The 19021-nt window shown below is 66.4% G+C and carries 16 protein-coding genes; 3 read left to right on the top strand and 13 right to left on the bottom strand.

Going from position 1 to position 19021, the window contains the following annotated elements:
• Positions 1-3: 3 nt before the first annotated feature.
• The 5 genes from BGO20_RS20225 to BGO20_RS20245 form a co-directional block, all read right to left on the bottom strand.
• Positions 4-1707 (bottom strand): dihydroxy-acid dehydratase, encoded by a 1704-nt coding sequence (locus BGO20_RS20225; RefSeq protein ID WP_291659272.1) that lies wholly within the window; start codon positions 1705-1707, stop codon positions 4-6.
• A gap of 30 nt (positions 1708-1737) precedes the next feature.
• Positions 1738-2352: an HAD family hydrolase gene (locus BGO20_RS20230; protein ID WP_291659273.1), complete on the bottom strand. Its 615-nt coding sequence runs from the start codon at positions 2350-2352 to the stop codon at positions 1738-1740.
• Positions 2353-2500: 148 nt separating this feature from the next.
• Positions 2501-3022: a TIGR00725 family protein gene (locus tag BGO20_RS20235; RefSeq protein ID WP_291659274.1), complete on the bottom strand. Its 522-nt coding sequence runs from the start codon at positions 3020-3022 to the stop codon at positions 2501-2503.
• A 116-nt stretch (positions 3023-3138) separates the two neighbouring features.
• Positions 3139-3849: an orotate phosphoribosyltransferase gene (locus BGO20_RS20240; RefSeq protein ID WP_291659275.1), complete on the bottom strand. Its 711-nt coding sequence runs from the start codon at positions 3847-3849 to the stop codon at positions 3139-3141.
• Positions 3850-4105: 256 nt separating this feature from the next.
• A complete protein-coding gene (locus BGO20_RS20245; protein WP_291659276.1) occupies positions 4106-6184 on the bottom strand; it encodes a 3-hydroxyacyl-CoA dehydrogenase NAD-binding domain-containing protein in 2079 nt (692 codons plus the stop codon).
• A gap of 264 nt (positions 6185-6448) precedes the next feature.
• Between BGO20_RS20245 and pgi the strand changes: the two genes are divergently transcribed.
• The 3 genes from pgi to BGO20_RS20260 are packed head-to-tail and all read left to right on the top strand — an operon-like array spanning position 6449 to position 10362.
• Positions 6449-8077, top strand: coding sequence for a glucose-6-phosphate isomerase (gene pgi, locus BGO20_RS20250; protein ID WP_291659277.1), 1629 nt, complete (start codon positions 6449-6451; stop codon positions 8075-8077).
• 51 nt (positions 8078-8128) lie between these two features.
• Positions 8129-9340, top strand: a complete 1212-nt coding sequence (locus tag BGO20_RS20255; RefSeq protein WP_291659278.1) for an acyl-CoA dehydrogenase family protein — start codon at positions 8129-8131, stop codon at positions 9338-9340.
• Positions 9337-10362, top strand: coding sequence for a phosphotransferase family protein (locus BGO20_RS20260; protein WP_291659279.1), 1026 nt, complete (start codon positions 9337-9339; stop codon positions 10360-10362). The genes BGO20_RS20255 and BGO20_RS20260 overlap by 4 nt, the downstream gene beginning before the upstream one ends.
• An 86-nt stretch (positions 10363-10448) precedes the next feature.
• Here the strand turns inward: BGO20_RS20260 and minE are convergent, their stop codons facing one another.
• From minE to rfbG, 8 genes are all read right to left on the bottom strand, one after another.
• A complete protein-coding gene (minE, locus tag BGO20_RS20265) occupies positions 10449-10712 on the bottom strand; it encodes a cell division topological specificity factor MinE (RefSeq protein ID WP_291659280.1) in 264 nt (87 codons plus the stop codon).
• A complete protein-coding gene (gene minD, locus BGO20_RS20270) occupies positions 10709-11524 on the bottom strand; it encodes a septum site-determining protein MinD (protein WP_291659281.1) in 816 nt (271 codons plus the stop codon). The genes minE and minD overlap by 4 nt, the downstream gene beginning before the upstream one ends.
• Positions 11525-11556: 32 nt before the next feature.
• On the bottom strand, positions 11557-12291 hold the full coding sequence (minC, locus tag BGO20_RS20275; protein WP_291659928.1) for a septum site-determining protein MinC: 735 nt from the start codon (positions 12289-12291) through the stop codon (positions 11557-11559).
• A gap of 301 nt (positions 12292-12592) precedes the next feature.
• On the bottom strand, positions 12593-13657 hold the full coding sequence (locus BGO20_RS20280; protein ID WP_291659282.1) for a response regulator transcription factor: 1065 nt from the start codon (positions 13655-13657) through the stop codon (positions 12593-12595).
• Between the two features lie 282 nt (positions 13658-13939).
• Positions 13940-14968: a glycosyltransferase family 2 protein gene (locus BGO20_RS20285; protein ID WP_291659283.1), complete on the bottom strand. Its 1029-nt coding sequence runs from the start codon at positions 14966-14968 to the stop codon at positions 13940-13942.
• Positions 14969-14987: 19 nt separating this feature from the next.
• On the bottom strand, positions 14988-16424 hold the full coding sequence (locus tag BGO20_RS20290; RefSeq protein ID WP_298922769.1) for a polysaccharide pyruvyl transferase family protein: 1437 nt from the start codon (positions 16422-16424) through the stop codon (positions 14988-14990).
• Positions 16421-17761 (bottom strand): protoporphyrinogen/coproporphyrinogen oxidase, encoded by a 1341-nt coding sequence (locus BGO20_RS20295; RefSeq protein ID WP_298922768.1) that lies wholly within the window; start codon positions 17759-17761, stop codon positions 16421-16423. The genes BGO20_RS20290 and BGO20_RS20295 overlap by 4 nt, the downstream gene beginning before the upstream one ends.
• Positions 17762-17798: 37 nt before the next feature.
• The gene (gene rfbG, locus BGO20_RS20300; RefSeq protein ID WP_291659285.1) at positions 17799-18953 is read right to left on the bottom strand and encodes a CDP-glucose 4,6-dehydratase; all 1155 of its coding nucleotides are present in this window, start codon (positions 18951-18953) and stop codon (positions 17799-17801) included.
• Positions 18954-19021 lie beyond the last annotated feature (68 nt).

The raw sequence follows: 19021 nt of genomic DNA on the forward strand, positions 1-19021 counted from the left end.
GTCTCAGCAGAAGTCGAAGTCGACGCCCTCGTCGGCCTGCAGGACATGGTCGTCATAGAGCTTGTCGTAGCCACGCCGCGAGGTTGCGGCCGGCGCCGCCAGGGCGGCCCGCCGCGCGGCCAATTCGTCAGCGTCCACCAGCAGGTCGAGCCGCCTTTCGGAAACGCTGAGTCTGATCCGGTCTCCGTCCCGCACCAGCGCCAGTGGTCCGCCGATCGCCGCCTCCGGCGCGACATGCAGGACGATGGCGCCATAGGCGGTGCCCGACATCCGTGCATCCGAAATGCGCACCATGTCCTTGACGCCGCGGGCCGCGAGCTTGCGCGGGATCGGCAGGTAGCCGGCTTCCGGCATCGCCGCATCGCTGCGCGGCCCGGCATTCTGAAGCACCAGCACGTCATCCGGGGCGACGTCGAGGTCCGGGTCGTCGATCCGCGCCGCCAGGTCCTCGAGCGACGAGAACACGACGGCACGTCCCTCGTGCTCAAGCAGACGCTTCTCGGCCGCCGCCCGCTTCACGATCGCACCACGCGGCGCCAGCGTGCCGAACACGGCGACGAGGCCGCCATCGGGGTCGACCGGCTCGGCCCGCGCCCTGACGATGCTACGGTCGACGGTATCGACCAGCGGTGCGTCGATCAGCTCGCCCAGCGTCCTGCCTGTCACGCTGAGCGCGTCGAGATGCAGGAGATCGCGCAACTCCTGCAGTACCGCCGGCACGCCGCCACCGGCAAAGAAGTCTTCCATGTAATTGGCGCCGACGGGCTTCAGGTTGACCAGCACCGGCGTCTCGTCCGACAGCCGGTTGAGACGGTCGAGATCGACCTTGACCCCGGCACGCCGCGCGATGGCGGTGAGATGGATAACGGCGTTGGTCGAGCCGGAGATCGCCAGCAGCACCCGCCAGGCGTTCTCGATCGCCTTCTCGGTGACGATCTGGCGCGGCAATAGCCTCTGCGTCCCGATGAGCTCGACCGCCCTCCGGCCGCTCTCTTCGGCGCAACGCAGGCGGTCGGCATGAACAGCCGGAATCGCCGCCGAGCGCGGCAGCGCCAGCCCCAGCGTCTCCGCGATGCAGGCCATCGTGCTCGCCGTCCCCATCACCGCGCAGGTGCCGGACGTGGTCGCCAGTCGCCCCTCGACGGCCTCGATCTCGGCCTCGTCGATCTCGCCGGCGCGGTAGCGCGCCCAGAAGCGTCGGCAGTCGGTGCAGGCGCCCAGCCGTTCGCCGCGATGACGCCCGGTCGACATCGGCCCGGCCACCAGTTGCACGGTCGGCACATTGGCCGAGAGCGCCGCCATCAGCTGCGCAGGCACGGTCTTGTCGCAGCCGCCCATCAGCACGACCGCGTCGATCGGCTGGGCCCGGATCATCTCCTCCGTATCCATCGCCATCAGGTTGCGGAATTTCAGGCTGGTCGGGTTGAGGAAGACTTCGCCCAGCGAGATCGTCGGGAATTCGAGCGGCAGCCCGCCCGCCATCAGCACGCCGCGTTTCACCGCCTCCAGCAATTCGGGGAAATGGCGGTGGCAGTTGTTGAAGCCGCTATAGGTGTTGGCGATGCCGACGATCGGCCGCGCCAGCGCTTCGTCGGAATAGCCCATCGAGCGCGCGAAGGAGCGGCGCAGATAGGCGGCGAAGGCGGGATCGCCGTAGTTGGTGAGGCCGCCGGCGATGCCGCGTCCCTTTGCTGGCCTGTCGCTCATGGCATTCCTCCCGATGACCGCCGCTGCCATTCAAAGCGTCAGGCCGCGCTCCCGCAGTGCCGAACGCAGGTCGATCGGTTCGATGAAATGCACGGTCTGCATGCCCAGCGCGCCTGCAGCCGCGACGTTCCGGGCGCTGTCGTCGACGAAGATGCAGTCTCCGGCAGCCAGATCGTAGCGCTGCATCAGCAGCTCGAAGATGGCCGGGTCCGGCTTGATCAACCGCTCATGCGCCGAGACGATCACACCGTCGAAGGATTGCAGGAACGGAAAGCGGATCAGGCACTCCGCCCACTTCTCCCGCGAGAAGTTCGTGATCGCGTAGACCTTGTCGCCGCGCCCCTTGAGCTCCGTCAGCACCGCGACGCTATCCTCCACGATCCCGGGGATGCTCTCGTGCCAGCGCTCGTCATAGGCCCTGATCTCGCGCTCCCATTCGGGATGCTGCGACACCAGCAGCGCGACGGCGTCTGCCCAGGAGCGGCCGCGATCCTGCTCGATGTTCCAGGCCGCCGTGCAGACATTCTGCATGAACCAGTCGAGCCGCTCCGGCTCGGGGATCAACTCCCGGTACACCAGCCGCGGGTCCCAGCGGAGCAGGACATTGCCGACATCGAAAACCACCGTCGGGGAAGCTGCAGCCATGATCTCCATCCGCTCGTCCAGGCGCGTGACATCCGCGATGTCAGCAGGCGAAACGCCGGTCCGAAAGGTGGAGCGGCACCGGCTCCCGCGTCAACCGAGAGCTTGCGCGCCCGTGCTATGCCGATCTGACGGGCTCGCGCCTTCAGGCTCAGCGCTCCAGCGCCAGGAAGACCCGGGCCACCTGCTCCAGCGCCTGTTCGGCATCGGCGCAGCGCAGGGCGCCCTCGACCGTCGGCGCACCGTTGAGCAGGAAGACCGGCCGCTTGAACTGGAGCGCGAAGGCGATCTCCGAAAGGGTGCCGTAGCCGCCGCCGACCGCGACGAGACACAGCGCCGCCCGCGCGATGAGAGCGTTGCGCGCGACACCGATTCCGGTCGCCAGCGGCACGGTGACATAGGGGTTGGCGGCCTCCGGCTCCTCGTCCGGCAGCAGCCCGATCGACAAGCCGCCAGCTTCGTTGACACCGCGACAGACGGCCTCCATGACACCGGAGCGACCTCCGCAGAGCACGGTGACGCCGTGCCCCGCGAGCAGCGCCCCCATCTGGGTGGCCATCGCGGATTGCGATGCCGTCGGCGTCCGCGTCCCGATCACCGCAGCCGGGATGCGAACGGCATGGCCGCTCTCCCGCTGCAGCCAGCGCAAGGCTCCCGGGAGGGAAACAGCCACTCCCTCCGGGACGCCGGCTGCGGCGCTCCATGCACGGGCGGCAGGGTCGAAGCAGCGCCCGGCCTCATCCAGCAAACGCCCTTCGGGGCTGAGGCGCAGGCGCGTTTCCACAGCGGTCAGGCCGACTTCTCCTGGCCGAACTCGGAGATGCCGCCATGCTTGGCAGACCAGCTCGCCGGATCGTTCAGGAAGCTCTCGACCTCGGCCAGCACCTTCGGCTCGAAATGCCCGCTTTCCTTGGCCACCGCGAGCACGTCCCACCAGGTCGTGAGATAGTGCAGGTTGACGCCGATCTCGGCCATCAGCTCGCGGCTCTTCGGGAAGATGTCGTAGTAGAACAGCACGAAGCAATGCTGCACGTCGGCGCCGGCATTGCGCAGGGCCTGGCAGAAATTGACCTTGCTGCGCCCGTCGGTGGCGAGGTCCTCGACCAGCAGCGTGCGCGCGCCCTCGACGACCGAACCCTCGATCTGGGCGTTGCGGCCGAAGCCCTTCGGCTTCTTGCGGACATACTGCATCGGCAGGGCCAACCTGTCGGAGATCCAGGCCGCGAAGGGGATGCCCGCCGTCTCCCCGCCCGCGATGGTGTCGAGCGATTCGTAGCCGATATCCCGGACGATGGTGGTGGCGGCGAAATCGATCAGCGTCGAGCGCAGGCGCGGATAGGAGATGATCTTGCGGCAGTCGATATAGACCGGGCTCGCCCAACCCGAAGTGAAGAAGAAAGGCTTATCCTGATAGAAATGGACCGCCTTGATTTCAAGGAACATCTTGGCGGCTTCGCGCGCGATGACCGTGCGGTCGGTCGGGGTGAACAGATTGGCCATGGCGTCAGTTTCTCCGGTCTGAGCGCCATCGTTCGCCGCGCGCGCGGCGTGGGGACGAGGCACCTGTCGAGTTCGCAAACGGCCCCTTCTGGTCCGTCCGGAGAAGCGGGTCAATCCCTCAAAAGGGTTTTCGACAGCAAGGCTTGAGGCGAGCCGCATCGGGCCATGTCGGCCGCTGAAATCGCCGACGGCGGCGGGGCCGCCGCATCGACATTCCTCTCTGGAAAGGTCGGCCCCGAACGCGCGCGAGGCCGCCTCAACCGCCGGAAGCCAGGCTGGAAAAGCCCTTGCCCTCGGCAGCGAGGCGCCGCAGCAGCGGTGCCGGCTCCAGCGCCTTGTCGCCACTCTCGGCGGCCTGCTCCTGCAGCCGCTTGACGATCACGTCGAGCCCGACGCTATCGGCCCAGAACATCGGGCCGCCACGCCAGGCCGGCCAGTTGTAGCCATTGATCCAGACGACATCGATGTCGCCCGGCCGCGCCGCGATGCCCTCTTCCAGGATGCGGGCGCCCTCGTTGACCATCGGGTCGAGCAGCCGCGCCAGGATCTCCTCCTGGCTGAAGGCGCGCCGCGTGACGCCCTGCTCTGTCGAGATGCGCCGGATCAGCGTCTCGACTTCGGGGCAACGCTGCCCCGCGCGCGCACCCTGCGGGTAGAGATAGTAGCCGCGCCCGGTCTTCTGCCCGAACCAGCCGGCCTCGCAGATCGCGTCTGCGACGGCAGCCTTGAGGCCGCGCGCCTTGCGCGAGCGCCAGCCGATGTCGTTGCCCGCGAGATCGGCCATGGCGAAGGGCCCCATCTTGAAGCCGAAATCGACCAGGGCCTGATCGACCTCGTACGGCAGCGCGCCGGCGACCAGCAGGCGCTCGGCAGCGCGCGTGCGCTGCTCCAGCATGCGGTTGCCGACGAAGCCGAAACCGTTCCCAACCACGACCGGCACCTTGCCGAGCTTGCGCCCGAGCACGACGGCCGTGACGACCGCATCCTCCGCCACGCCTTGCGGCCGGACCACCTCCAGCAGCTTCATGACGTTGGCCGGGCTGAAGAAATGCATGCCGAGCACGTCCCGGGGGCGTTTCGTCGCCGCGGCGATGGTCGGAATGTCGAGATAGGAGGTATTGCTGGCGAGGATCGCGCCCGGCTTCGCCACCTTGTCGAGCTCGCCGAAAATCTGCTGCTTGACGCCCATCTCCTCGAAGGCCGCCTCGATCACGATGTCCGCGCCGGCTGCCGCCGCGAGCCCGACCGCCGGCTTGATCAGTGCGAGCCGCGCGGCCCGCGCCTCCGGCGTAAGCGAGCCGCGCTGGACCGAAATGTCGTAGATCGCAGCGATGCGGTTCATGCCGTTGTCGAGCGGCGCCTGCGCCGTCTCGATCAGCGTCACCGGGATGCCGGCATTGGCGAAGCACATGGCGATGCCGCCGCCCATCGTGCCCGCGCCGATCACGGCCGCGCCGGCGATGGGGCGCGGTTTCACCTGCGGCCCGATGCCCGGTACCCTGGCGACCTCGCGCTCGGCGAAGAAGACATGGCGCAGCGCTTGGGCGCGGGGATCGGCCACCAGCGCCAGGAACAGCCTGCGCTCAGCTGCCAACCCTTCTGCGAACGGCAGCAGGAACACGTTGCGCACCGCCTCGACCAGCGCCGGCACGTTCGGCGCATCACCCGCCTTGCGCAGCGCATCCTTCGCCAAGGTCTCGAAGGCGGCCCGGTCCGCCTCGGTCAGCCTGTCGGCCGCCAGGCTGGTCACGGGCCGGCGTCCTTCGGCGGCGAGCCCTTCGGCGACCCGAATGGCCGTGGCCAGCAGGTCGCTCGACACCACCTCGTCCAGCAGGCCCCATTCCAGCGCGCGGCCCGCCGGAACCGGATCGCCCGACAGCATCATCGCAAAGGCCTTCGCCGCTCCGATCAGACGCGGCAGGCGCTGCGTGCCTCCGGCGCCGGGGATGAGGCCGAGCTTGATTTCCGGCATGCCCAGCTGCGCCGTCGGCAGGCCCACACGGGCATGGCAGGCCAGCGCGACCTCGAGCCCCCCGCCCAACGCCACGCCCTGGATCGCGGCGACGACCGACTTGTCCGAGCGTTCGATCGCATCGAGCACATCGGGCAGGAAAGGCGGGACCGGCGGCTTGCCGAATTCGCTGATGTCGGCACCGGCGATGAAGGCCTTGCCCGCCGCGGCGATCACGATGGCCTCGACCGTACCATCCGCATTGGCCTCGGCGATCGCCGCGACCAGCCCCTCCCGCACGGCCGCCCCGAGGGCGTTCACCGGCGGGTTGTCGATCGTGATGACGGCAATCGCCGCATGGCGGGAGAAAGTGACCGGACTCAAGGCGGCGGCTCCTGACGCAATGCCGGAACGACCAGGCTGGCGGTTCGTCCGGAGGCATCGAGGAATAGCCCATCCTGGCAGGCGAGCAGCAGATTTTTTGCCGCAGGCACGGATGGCGGGCGGATGAGGTGCCGGGCCGTGCGCGCACGCCGCTCCAGTCATGCGGAAGCCGGAATCCTCGCGCATGGCAAGGTTGCAACGCATGGTGTCGGCCTTCGCCCCTCTTGGCTTATGGTCGTGCGCATCACGAACGGAGCTTGGACGATGGCGAAGCGGTTGGAAGAGATCTGGAGCGAGCTGGCAGCCTGTCGTGCGGCGACGAAGGACCGCCACCTGCGCGAACTCTTCGCCGAGGATCCCCAGCGCTTCGGCCGCTTCTCCGCCCGCCTCGACGATCTGCTGCTCGACTATTCCAAGACCTCGGTGACGTCCGAGGGTCTCGGCCTGCTGCTGAAGCTCGCCACGGCCGCCGGGATCGAGGCCAAGCGCGATGCCATGTTCGCCGGCACCGCGATCAACACCACGGAGAACCGCGCCGTCCTGCACACCGCGCTGCGCAACCTCTCCGAGCGCCCGATCATGGTCGACGGCACCGACGTGATGCCGGAGGTGCACGCGACGCTGGACCGGCTGTTCGCCTTCGCCGAGGGCATCCGCAACGGCAGCATCGCCGCCGCCGGTGGCGGCCGCTTCACCGATGTCGTGAACATCGGCATCGGCGGCTCCGATCTCGGGCCGGCGATGGCGACACTCGCGCTCGCGCCCTATCACGACGGCCCGCGCCTGCATTACGTTTCGAATGTCGACGGCGCCCATATCGCGGATACGCTCGCGAAGCTCGACCCGGCGCGGACGCTGGTGATCGTCGCCTCGAAGACCTTCACCACCATCGAGACCATGACCAACGCCGCGACCGCACGGGCATGGCTGGCCGGTGCGCTCGGCGAGGCGGCGGTCGCCGCTCATTTCGCCGCGGTCTCCACCGCGCTCGACAAGGTCGCTGCCTTCGGGATCGAGCCGGAGCGCGTCTTCGGCTTCTGGGATTGGGTCGGCGGCCGCTATTCCGTCTGGTCGGCGATCGGGCTGCCGGTGATGATCGCGATCGGGCCGGAGAATTTCCGCTCCTTCCTCGCCGGCGCCCATGCCGTCGACGAGCATTTTCGCACCACGCCGCTCGACCGCAACCTGCCTGTCCTCATGGGTCTGATCGGTCTCTGGCATCGCGACGTCTGCGGCTATCCGACCCGCGCCGTCCTGCCCTACGACCAGCACCTCGTCCGGCTACCCGCCTATCTCCAGCAGCTCGACATGGAATCGAACGGCAAGCGCGTCCGCAAGGACGGCACGCCGGTCGAGCGGCCGACCGGCCCCGTGGTCTGGGGCGAGCCCGGCACCAACGGCCAGCACGCCTTCTACCAGCTCATCCACCAGGGCACCGATGTCGTGCCCTGCGAATTCCTGATCGCGGCCGAGGGCCATAATCCCGAGCTCGCCCATCACCAGCGTCTGCTCATCGCCAACTGCCTCGCGCAGAGCGAGGCGCTGATGAAGGGCCGCACGCTGGAGGAAACGCGGGTACAGCTCGCCAAGAAGGGGGTCGCGCCGGCAGAGATCGCGGCTCGCGCGTCGCACATGACGTTCCCCGGCAGCCGCCCCTCGCTGACGATAGCCTATCGCAAGCTCGACCCCTTCGCGCTGGGCCGGATCATCGCGCTGTTCGAGCATCGGGTCTTCGTCGAGGCAGCGATCTGGGACATCAACGCCTTCGACCAGTGGGGCGTGGAGCTCGGCAAGGAGCTGGCGACGGCGCTCATGCCGGTGATCGAGGGCAAGGCGCCCGGCAACAGCCATGATTCCTCGACCGCGGGCCTGGCCGCCTATCTGACCGCATAGACCATCGGGTCGCTTGCTCCTGCCCCTGTCTTCGGCCAGCCTGGAACGATGATGGACCTCACGATTTCGCCCGAACTCGATGATCTGCGGCGCCGGATCGCGGCCTTCGTCGAGACGCAGATCATCCCGCGCGAGACCGATCCCGCGAGTTGGGACGCTCATGAGAACATCGCCGAGCCGGCGCTGTCGGAACTGCGGGCGAAAGCGCGTGCAGCCGGGCTCTGGTGCCTGCAGCTCAGCCCGGAGACCGGCGGGCTCGGCGTCGGGCGCGTCGGCATGGCGGTCTGCTACGAGGCGATGAACCGCTCGATCTTCGGCCCGGTCGTCTTCAACTCGGCCGCGCCCGACGACGGCAACATGATGGTGCTGGAAGCGGTGGCGACACCCGACCAGAAGCGCCGCTGGCTCGCGCCGATCGTCGCGGGCGAGGTTCGCTCCGCCTTCGCGATGACCGAACCGCATCCCGGCGGCGGCTCCGATCCGACCATGATCCGCACCCGCGCCGAAAAGCAGCCCGACGGCTCGTGGAAGCTCTACGGTCGCAAATGGTTCATCACCGGCGCGGAAGCCGCGGCCCATTTCATCGTGATCGCCCGCACCTCCGACGACGCGCGGCGCGGCTTGACGGCGTTCCTCTTTCACCGCGACCAGCCCGGCTGGAAGATCCTCCGTCGGATCGAGATCATGGGTCCGGAGGAACATGGCGGCCATTGCGAGATCGAGTTCGACGGCCTGCACATCCCCGCCGATGACGTCCTGATGGGAGAAGGCGACGGCTTCAAGGTCACGCAGATCCGGCTCGGCCCCGCACGTCTCACCCATTGCATGCGCTGGCTCGGGCTCGCCAAACGCTGCGTCGAGATCGCCCGCGCCTATGCCGCGACCCGCGAAGGCTTCGGCGTCCGCCTCGCCGATCGCGAGAGCATCCAGCTCAAGCTCGGCCGCACCGCCATGGCGATCGAGATCGGCCGCCTGCTGGTGATGAAGGCCGCCTGGGAGCTCGATCGCGGCGGGCAAGCGCGCAAGGAGGTCTCGATGGCCAAGGTGCAGGCCGCCAACACGCTGCACGAGGCCGCCGACATGGCGATCCAGATCAACGGCGCCCGCGGCTATTCGAAGGATACCGTGCTCGAATGGATCTACCGCTACGCGCGCCAGGCGCGGCTGGTCGACGGCGCCGACGAGGTGCACCAGATGGTCCTCAATCGCTTCCTCGACAAGGAAGGCGATGATTTCTGGCGCTGGCAGGTCGCCGGCGCGTGACGGCCTCTGCCGATCGAGCCGGGCCCGGCTTCGATACCGCTGCGCTCGACGCTTTCCTGCGTGGAGCGGTGGACGGCGTTTCCGGCCCGATGCGGCTGGAACAGATCGGCGGCGGACAGTCCAACCCGACCTTCTTCGTCAGCTATGACGACCGTGCGCTAGTACTGCGCAAGCAGCCGCCGGGCGAGCTCCTGCCCTCGGCCCACGCCATCGACCGCGAATACCGCGTCATCAGTGCGCTTGCTCGAACGGACGTGCCGGTGCCGCCCGCCCTGCTCTATTGCGACGACCGCACCATCCTCGGCACGCCCTTCTACCTGATGGAGAAGGTCGAGGGCCGCGTCTTCCACGACTGCACCCTGCCCGGCCTTGCGCCGGAGGAGCGCGGCGCCATGTATGCCTCGCTCGCGGAAACGCTGGCCGCGCTGCACAATGTCGATGCCGCGGCTGTCGGCCTCGGCGACTACGGCAGGCCCGGCAACTATTTTTCCCGCCAGATCGCGCGCTGGGGCCGGCAATGGGACCTGTCGCGCAGCCGCGACGACGCCCATATCGACCGGCTGCGGAACTGGCTGCCGCAGCATATCCCCGCCGACGAGACCGTCGGCCTCGTCCATGGCGACTACCGCATCGGCAATGCCATGTTCCATCCAACCGAGCCGCGCGTCGTCGCCCTGCTGGACTGGGAGCTTTCGACGCTCGGCCACCCGCTCGCCGATCTCGCCCACACCGCGATCGCCTGGCTCTCGCGCCCGGAAGAATATGGCGGCCTCGCCGGGCTCGATCTCGCGGCGCTCGGCCTGCCCGATCTCGACCGCTTTGCGGCGCTCTACGGCGCCCAGGCGCGGCACGGCCTGACCTTGCAGCCCTTCCATCTCGCCTTCGCGCTGTTCCGCTGGGCGGTGATCTTCGAGGGCATCGCGGCCCGCGCCCGTGCCGGCAACGCCTCCGCCGACAACGCGGCCGAGACCGGCCGCCTTGCCGCCGCCTTCGCCAAACGCGCCGCAGAGCTCACCTTGTGAACATGCGGCTGGACACGTCGGCGCTTTGGAGAAACGCCGACGTGTCCAGCCGCTGAAGGTTCTTTTCGATGGTGAAGAGGCGGCCCTCAGGCCGCCTTCTTGCCCGCGTCGAACGGGATTTCGATATCGACCGCCAGCGTCGAGACCTGGGCACCGCGCTCCATGCGCACGCTGACCTTCTCGTCGTCGACCTGCATGTGCTTGGAGATCGCACGCAGGATTTCGTCGCGCAGCTTGGTGACGAGGTCGGAGTCTCCGACGGCGGCCCGCTCATGCGCCAGCAGGACCTGCAATCGCTCGCGGGCCGCGGGCGCGGACGGCGTGCGGGAGAAAAGACGGAGCAGGTTCATGCCGCTTTCCTTCCGAAGAACTTGCCGAAGAAGCCGCGCTTCTCGCCCGGGACCGCGACCGGCAGCGTCTCGCCCTTGAGCCGGCGGATCGCCTCGAAATAGGCGATCGCGGGTGCGCTGCGGTCATCCGCCAGCGTGACCGGCGAGCCGAGATTGGAGGCGCGCAGCACATCCATGCTCTCCGGGATGATGCCGAGCAACGGGATCGACAGAATCTCGAGGACGTCGTCGACCTTCAGCATGTCGCCGCGCTCGGCCCGGGCGGGGTCGTAGCGGGTCAGCAGCAGATGTTTCTCGATGCGTTCGCCGTTCTCGGCCTTCAGCGTCTTCGAATCGAGCAGGCCGATGATGCGGTCGGAATCGCGCACCGACGAGACTTCCGGATTGGTCACGACGATGGCGATGTCGGCATGGCGCATGGCCAGCGTCGCGCCGCGCTCGATGCCGGCCGGGCTGTCGCAGATCACCCAGTCGAACGAGGTCTTGAGCGCGCCGATGACGGCCGCGACGCCCTCGGCCGTCAGGTTGTCCTTGTCACGCGTCTGCGAGGCCGGCAGCAGGTAGAGCGTCTCAAGTCGCTTGTCCCGGATCAGCGCCTGGGTCAGCTTGGCTTCGCCCTGGATGACGTTGACGAGGTCGTAGACGACTCGCCGCTCCGCCCCCATGACGAGGTCCAGATTGCGCAGGCCGACGTCGAAATCGACGACCACGACCTTGTCCCCGCCCTGCGCGAGCGCGGCGCCCAAGGCGGCGGAGGAGGTCGTCTTGCCGACGCCGCCCTTGCCGGATGTGACCACGATGACCTTGCCCATTGATCGCTCCTTTGAATGATGATGCCGCCGGCTCAGGCGAGCGTGCCGACCTTGAACGTTTCGCCTTCGAGCCAGATCTGCACCGCCTTGCCGCGATGCTCTGGCTCCATGTCCTCGGCGGTCTTATAGTAGCCGTCGATTGCGACGAGCTCGGCCTCGAGCTTCCGGCAGAAGATGCGCGCCTCGCCGTTGCCCATCGTGCCGGCAATCGCCCGTCCGCGCAGGGTGCCGTAGATGTGGACCGAGCCGCCCGCGACGACCTCGGCGCCGGAGGCGACCGAGCCGACCACGGTGATGTCGCCTTCGAGGAAGACCAGGGACTGCCCCGAGCGCACCGGCTGGGTGACGATCATCGAGGGCACGGCCTTCGGCGGGGACGGCAATACGGGTTCGGCCGCTTCGACGACCTCGGCCCTGGCGCTTTCTGGCGCAACCGGAGGTTCGATATCGGCGGTCGGGCGGCCATCGGCCATCGCCGGCGGCAGGTCCGAGCCGAGCAGGGCTGCAGATGCGCCCTCGATCCCCATGATTCGCACTTGGCGCGCGCCGAGCTTGCCGACGAAGTCGCGCAGCTCCGCCCGGTCGATATCGAGACCGGTGACATCGAGCACGACAGGCCGCCGCAGGAAGAAGCCGGCGGAGCGCGACGCGAGATCGTCGAGCCGGACCAGCCAGTCCTCGAACGGAAGCTCCGGGGTCAGCGTGAGCGCGAGATAGGACCGCCCCTTGAGGCGGATGGGCCGGGGTTGCGTTAACACGTCGGTTATCTTGGTAAATTTTCGGTTGCTTCGGTGTATCGAGGGAATGGTTAACAGAACGTAAATCGCGGGCACGTCGGTGCCCGGTGTTCCCTCTCGGCCACGCAGCACTGCAGTGAAACCTCAGGGCCGGGCGCCCGGGAGCCGCCGCAATGTTGGGTGTTCGTCTCGACACAGCTGCTGAGGCGGCACGGGCGCGCACCGAACCGCCGGCGCCTTGATCTGCCTCGCGGTGCGGCAACCCGTCGAACGTCGACGCCGGCCCCCGCGCGCCCCGCACCTTGTGAAAGGCAGGCCGTGGAACGCGAGCTTACGCGTTCTCCTCGTTGGCGGACCGGAACAGGGAATTGCTGTTGGCAGGCAGGAATGGCGCGTGGTTCATGCCCCAGATGGCGGCCTGCGTCCGGTTCTGGACGCGGATCTTTCGCAGGATGGCTTTGACGTGAGCCTTCACCGTCGCTTCGGTGATCTCGATCTTCCGCGCGATGAACTTGTTGGAATCGCCCTCGATCAGGCAGCGCAGAATCGCCGTCTCGCGCGGGGACAGTGCCGGCACGGCCTCGCTCTCATGCGACATGCCGGCGGACGGCCTCTCGTCTTCCTGTACGAAGGCGGCGTCCGCTCTGGCACGCCGCGGTATCTTCAACGTCAGCGCCGGAGAATGAAAGGACGGCGGGAAGATTGCCTCCCCGAGCATCAACAGCTCGATTGATTTGACGAAGGCGTCGCAGGAGACGGCATTGACAAGGTAGCCGACGGCGCCGGCCTCGAACGCCAGGCTCGGTTCGTTCAAGCCGTAGTGCTCGGCGACGACCGCGACATTCGCTTCCGGATAATGTTGCCTGACCAGCTCGATCTCGGCGACGACTCCGCTGAAGTCATCGCCGGAATGAACGATGAGAAACAGAAGCCGCGGTGCCCGCGTCCGGATCCTCAGATGGCCGGCACCGGGCTCGGACACCTGGACACGAAAGCCTTCCGCCTCCAAAACTCTGGAAACCCCCTCCCGCATCAGAGAATATCGACCGAGGATGACGATCCAGAACCCCTTGTTCTCCTTCATGAAACTCTCCTGAATATCAGGCGAACAGCAATTTTTTGTTTCCCCCCATCTGCCGCATCGATCCCCTGACGGATCGACGAAACGATCAAGCTTGGTCGGCACCTCTTCCGTTGGCCGTACAGCGCGGCAATGCCGGCCCCGCGAGCCCGGCAAGTACGGCGCCCGCCAGGCTGCACCAGCTGGGGCAAGCGCCGCCCGGCAGAAGCTCGCGGTCTTGTCGTGGATGGCCGGCCTGCGCCACGCGATCGCGTCGAACCTGCGAAATCCCGCATGGCCGACGCCGGATTCGGGCCGCGATACGCGATTGCGCACGCACCCCACAGCCGCTGATTGCTCGAAACGTTCGCCCGCACTGCAACAGCCCGCAACTCGCCCTGGCCGCGATGAAGCAACCCGGGAGCACCCACTCACGCCAATCTACATAAAATTTTCGAAATTTACAAGATGATTAGCGAATTATTAGTAAATCATCGAGCGTTGAACCGAATCAGACCGCCGGCGAAATATGAAACTCGACACAACGAACGATACCTGACGTGGCGTCATGTAAATCAAACGCGTAAGTTTTTACTAAATAAAGACGCTTGCAAGGAGCTAGTACGAGCGTAGTCGCGCGCCCTTGAACATGTAATACATACGAACTCGCTTGCTGATGGTCTGGAATGTACCCTTGGGATTCAACATCGAATCGAACGCTTTCGCTGCGATGCCCTTGTAAAGTCTCATCCGGTCGAACTCACAGCCGAGATCGCTCAGGCGTCCGATATGGTAATTCCAGAACTCTCGGTCTTTGAACTTGAACGCGCTGACGGAGAGGTATGCATAATATTCGTTCAATAGCTCTCCGATGCGCTCTTCCTTTTCGCGGCGCGTCAGATACCAGTCTCCGTATTCGCGACAATCACTGATCTCCGCCGAGACATAGGCATTGCTCTCGAGAGATGAGGTCGTCGCGCGATTGTGGTGGATGCGCTCATGCGCCAGGATCTGATGAACGAAGCCGAAATCGGCATAGCGTAGATGCTTGATGCATGCGCTGACATCCGCCTCCTGCGTCGGATTCGGGAAGAATTCGTCATCGTCGCGGATCAGGTCCGCCCGGTACATCACCGAGGTGGGGTTTCCGAGGACGCGCAGCGTGCCGAGCAGATGCGCGCGACAGATATCCCGGCCTGGAACGACCGACTGCGCATAGGACAGGCCGATGTTCCGGACATACCAGATGTCGCTCCCGCCGCTGAGCTGGTAGGCTCCGACGATGCCGACCGACGGGTTCGCCTCGGCGAGCCCCACCATCTTCTCGAGGCATTCCGGGTAGATCCAGTCGTCCGCAGAGACGACCTTGCAGTATTTGCTGTCCTCGGCGATGAGACCGAAGGCCTTGTTGTGATTGGCGATGATCGGCAACAATTCGTCATTGCTGAAGACACGGATGCGACTGTCCCGCCGACTGTATTCCTCGGCGATCTCCAGCGTTCCGTCGGCGCTGGCATTGTTCAGAATGATGTATTCCCAGTTGTCGTAGGTCTGCGCCAATACGCTTTCGATGCATTCCCTGAGGAATTTCTCGCCGTTGTAGACGGGCGTCACTACGCTCACCAGCGGACCGCTCTTCGTGTTCATCGCCGCCACCCTCTCTGCCTTAGTTGGTCTTCTTGACGTTGTCTTCCCTGTCGCCGAGGAACAGCTCGTCGAATTGCCGGGCGAGCATGTCCTGAAGATCGGCGACGTTTCGGCCGATGCGATCCCTGATCTCATCGGCGTTGGCCAGCATCCGCTCCGCCTTTGCGGTCAGATCTTCCGCCTCGCAGCGAGAGATATCGACGCAGTATTCGGACAGCCCCAGCGCTTCCATGAGATTGGTCACCTTGGGATGAGGTGCCAGCGCGATCGCCGGAACGTTCAGCAGCGAGGCGAAGACGACACCGTGAAAACGGCACGTCACATAGCAATCCACCCCCGACAGGGCCGCGAACATCTCGTCGATCGAAGACACGGCTTCCCGCGTGACGCGATCCGGCGCCAGCGCCGGATCGTTCTCGCGGATGGCCGCCTCGAGATCCGCAATCGCCTGGGAATCGAACCAGATGTCGCTGCTGAACAGCTTGATCCGATGCCCCCGCTCGATCATTCGGCAACAGAACGCCGCGAGATTGGCGATCAGATTCCGGTAGCCCTGATCGTCGTCGACCCAGTGGCGCGAGGAATCGCCATACGCCATCGGCGCGATGCCGATGACGGATTCCGCGTGCGCCTCGGCCCGCCGCTGCCTGGCCGCGGCCGGCACCCGCAGGCCCCACACCGCGTCGGCGAAGACCTTCATCTTGCCGCGAAACCCGATCTTCCGCAGCAGATCCCCCGAAGCCTGGTCTCGCAGGGAAATGTAGTCGGACATGCCCAGCGTGCGCCTGACGAACCAGCGGCTCAGCGATCCATCCAGGGGGCCGGCGCCGCTATTCAGGAAGACGCATGTGACGTTGGCGCATTTGGCGAGAAGGATCCATTTGAACAGGGTGTAGGGGAAGGCCCAGGGCCCTCCCCAGTCGAGAAGCTGTCCGCCGCCGCAAACCACGAGCATGTCGAGTTCGCAGAGCAGCATTGCGGAGCGCCCCAGGAAGACCGTCTCGCGAACGAACTGCGCAGGCCGCGTGATCAACGCATGCCGGAGCGCGTTGCCGATGCGGAAAAGCGGCCCCGACCTCTTCGCCCAGGCCTTCAGCCGATCGGTGAGCGTGCCGCGCTCGGCCGGCTGGTCGCTTGCCGACCACTCGCTTTGGAAGGGAAAGACCTGCTGGCGCATCGCAAAGCTGGGAATTCCATGCCGGCGGCGGGTATCGTCGGGGTCCATCGTCACACCGACGATGGAGACCCCGGGCGCGCGACGCCTGATATTGTCGAGCACCGACGCGATCGAAGCCTCGTCGCCGAGATTGCCCGTACCGCAATGGGCCAGCAGCGCGACCCGGCTCGCCTTGGGGCGCGCAGCGGCCGCGAGGCCGGTGCTCTCTCCCTGCCGCTCGAACCATGACAGGTCGAGCGGCGTGGCATCGCGCGGATCGATGTCGATCTTTTCGTTCATGCGGATTGGACCCGCCGCGGCCCGGACCTGGCCGCCAGGTTCGCCATCGCCGTCGCGGCGGCGGCCTCGCCGCTCTTGAAGCTCTCGTCGGTCCACATGTAGCCCCAGTCGCCGTAGCGGCCGCAGTAGGCGATGCCGAGGTCGTCGAGATAGCCATGAACCGTCGCGAGCGCGGCGGCACGATCGAGATCGAAGATGATGTTGGCGTAGCGCAGATACATCGCATTGCTGCACAGGATGCGATCGCGATCGCGCAGCAATCCGCAGCGGCGCAGATCGTTGATGACCGGCTCGATCCAGTCGCTCGGCTGCCCGCTGAACGGCCTGTACTTGTCGGAGAAATAGACCTCGGCCTGAATGCTCCCCATACCGCTCGGGGCGTTGCTGTCCGAAAGCATGTGGGGAAAGCCGAGACGCGTGAAGCAGATGTCCTCGTCGTAGAAATACGACATGTGCGCTTTGGAGATATCCGCGCGATCGATGCCGATATTCACCAGAACGCAGGACGAGCAGGCCAGCCGGCCCGCGGCCTCCAGCACGTCCCGCGGCGTGCCGTCGATCATCCGGACGAGATCGGGAAGCGGCACGGACGAGATCAGCATGTCGTAGCCGGCCTGCAGGCCGTTCGAGAACGACAGAACGCGGCTTCGCGGATCGATCGAGACCAGCTCGTGCTTCAGCCTGATGTCGCCGAGCGGGACGAACTTCTGCAGGTACGAGACGAAGCCGCCCTGCTTCGGATAGCGGAAATGGGTGATGTAGTGGATGTTCGGCGACGAGGCGGAGATCGCGCCGCGGAGCACCTCCTCCAGCGACGGACGATAGATGCGCGGCCCCAGCCAGTCGGTGCTCATGTTTTCGGCCGAGGTGAGGTGGTATTTGCGCGTATACTGTTTGGGAAACAACTCGGCGAAGGTCGAACCGAAGCTGGCGACCAGCCAGTCGTCGTAGTTGTTGATCGGCCGTTCCGGCTTCTGCCGCTCGTCCACGAAATCGGCGATCACCTTGACGACGACGTCCTCGGGCAGCCCGTTGAGGTGAAGCTGGACCGGATGTTGCGGCCAATAGCCCCGCCAGTAGTTGTTGAGGTTGATCTGGATGGTTTCGTAGAGCTGGTCGACGCTATCGGCGAACAGATCCTGAATGCGCTCGTCCTTCGTGAACGAGATATGCGGCCCGATGTCGAAGACGAAGCCGGGATCGTATCGGAACGACATCGTATGACCGCCGTAATACGCGTTCTTGTCGTACATCACCGGGGTGATGCCCTCGTCCCGGAGACGGTGCGCAGCCCCGAATCCGGCCATTCCTGTTCCAAGCACGACAGCGTTGGGCATGGGCTGGTCCCCTTAGCGACGGTTGGCTCTGCCGGCTTCAGCCGTCGGCGGCTGAGAGCAGCGGTGCGGCTGCGGCCTTCATGCGCCGCGCCGCCAAAGCATTGGTCTCGGCATCGTCCTGCAGAAGATATTCGTAGCGCTCGATCTGCCTGCGCGTGAGCGACTGGAGATCCTTCCCCGCCTGGAAGGCTTCGTACCATTCGACGATCCAGAGCAGGCTCTGGTCGAGCTGGAGAACCGGGTGCCAGTCGAGATGCGCCCGCGCCTTCGACGTATCGAGGCGCAGCAGTTGCGCCTCGGCCTGGTGCGGCGTCCCGTCCTGCGTCCAGGAGGCGCCGTCGCCCCAGGACGCCACGAGCTTGTCGGCGATCCACGACACCGGCTTGGCATCCGTCTCCGCCGGCCCGAAGTTCCAGCCGGAGGCAAAGCCGCCGCCGTCCTCCGCGAGCCGCTCGCAGAGAAGAAGATAGCCGTGGAGCGGCATCAGCACGAACTGCCAGGGCCTGATCGCCATCGGATTGCGGATGCGGCAGGGGCGCCGGTCGAGAAAGGCGCGGATCAGGTCGGGGATGAGCTGGTTCGCCGTCCAGTCGCCGCCGCCGATGGCGTTGCCCGCCCGGGCGCTTGCCAGCGCCACGCCATGCCGGGCCAGCGCATCCGGCGCGAAATAGGAATCGCGATAGGCGCCCGTCACCAGTTCGGCGCAGCCCTTCGAGTTGGAATAGGGATCGTGCCCGCCCATGGGGTCGCTCTCGCGATAGCCCCAGACCCATTCCCGGTTCTCGTAGCATTTGTCGCTGGTGACGTTGACCACCGCGCAGGGCCGGCCCGATCGGCGGACGGCCTCGAGCAGGTTCACCGTTCCCATGACGTTCGTCGCGTAGGTTTCGACCGGCTCCTCATAGCCGTAGCGGACGACCGACTGGGCCGCCATGTGGATCACCACGTCGGGCTTGCAGGCGGCAAGGGCCGCTGCCAGATGGTCGTAATCGCGCACGTCGCCACGGATCGAGCGAATGCACTCGCCCACCCTCGCCTGTTCGAACAGGTTCGGCTCCGATGGCGGGTCGAGCGCATATCCGGTCACGTCGGCGCCCAGCGCCTCCAGCCACAGCGACAGCCACGCGCCCTTGAAGCCCGTATGCCCGGTGAGGAACACCTTGCGGTTTTGCCAGAAAGATCGGTTCAGCATGGCCGGTCCAGCCTCGCAGCAGAAGGGGAGTGGTCGCTGGCCGGGTCGCAGCCCGGCCGGTAAGCCTG

This window comes from Allobosea sp. 67-29 (assembly GCF_001898115.1).
Lineage (GTDB): Bacteria > Pseudomonadota > Alphaproteobacteria > Rhizobiales > Beijerinckiaceae > Allobosea.

What these genes read in the sequence shown, in the direction of transcription:
- BGO20_RS20225 (WP_291659272.1), bottom strand. Translation starts at nt 1,707, where the DNA reads ATGAGCGACAGGCCAGCAAAGGGACGCGGCATCGCCGGCGGCCTCACC.
- BGO20_RS20230 (WP_291659273.1), bottom strand. Translation starts at nt 2,352, where the DNA reads ATGGCTGCAGCTTCCCCGACGGTGGTTTTCGATGTCGGCAATGTCCTG.
- BGO20_RS20240 (WP_291659275.1), bottom strand. Translation starts at nt 3,849, where the DNA reads ATGGCCAATCTGTTCACCCCGACCGACCGCACGGTCATCGCGCGCGAA.
- pgi (WP_291659277.1), top strand. Translation starts at nt 6,449, where the DNA reads ATGGCGAAGCGGTTGGAAGAGATCTGGAGCGAGCTGGCAGCCTGTCGT.
- BGO20_RS20255 (WP_291659278.1), top strand. Translation starts at nt 8,129, where the DNA reads ATGGACCTCACGATTTCGCCCGAACTCGATGATCTGCGGCGCCGGATC.
- minE (WP_291659280.1), bottom strand. Translation starts at nt 10,712, where the DNA reads ATGAACCTGCTCCGTCTTTTCTCCCGCACGCCGTCCGCGCCCGCGGCC.
- minD (WP_291659281.1), bottom strand. Translation starts at nt 11,524, where the DNA reads ATGGGCAAGGTCATCGTGGTCACATCCGGCAAGGGCGGCGTCGGCAAG.
- BGO20_RS20285 (WP_291659283.1), bottom strand. Translation starts at nt 14,968, where the DNA reads ATGAACACGAAGAGCGGTCCGCTGGTGAGCGTAGTGACGCCCGTCTAC.
- BGO20_RS20290 (WP_298922769.1), bottom strand. Translation starts at nt 16,424, where the DNA reads ATGAACGAAAAGATCGACATCGATCCGCGCGATGCCACGCCGCTCGAC.
- BGO20_RS20295 (WP_298922768.1), bottom strand. Translation starts at nt 17,761, where the DNA reads ATGCCCAACGCTGTCGTGCTTGGAACAGGAATGGCCGGATTCGGGGCT.
- rfbG (WP_291659285.1), bottom strand. Translation starts at nt 18,953, where the DNA reads ATGCTGAACCGATCTTTCTGGCAAAACCGCAAGGTGTTCCTCACCGGG.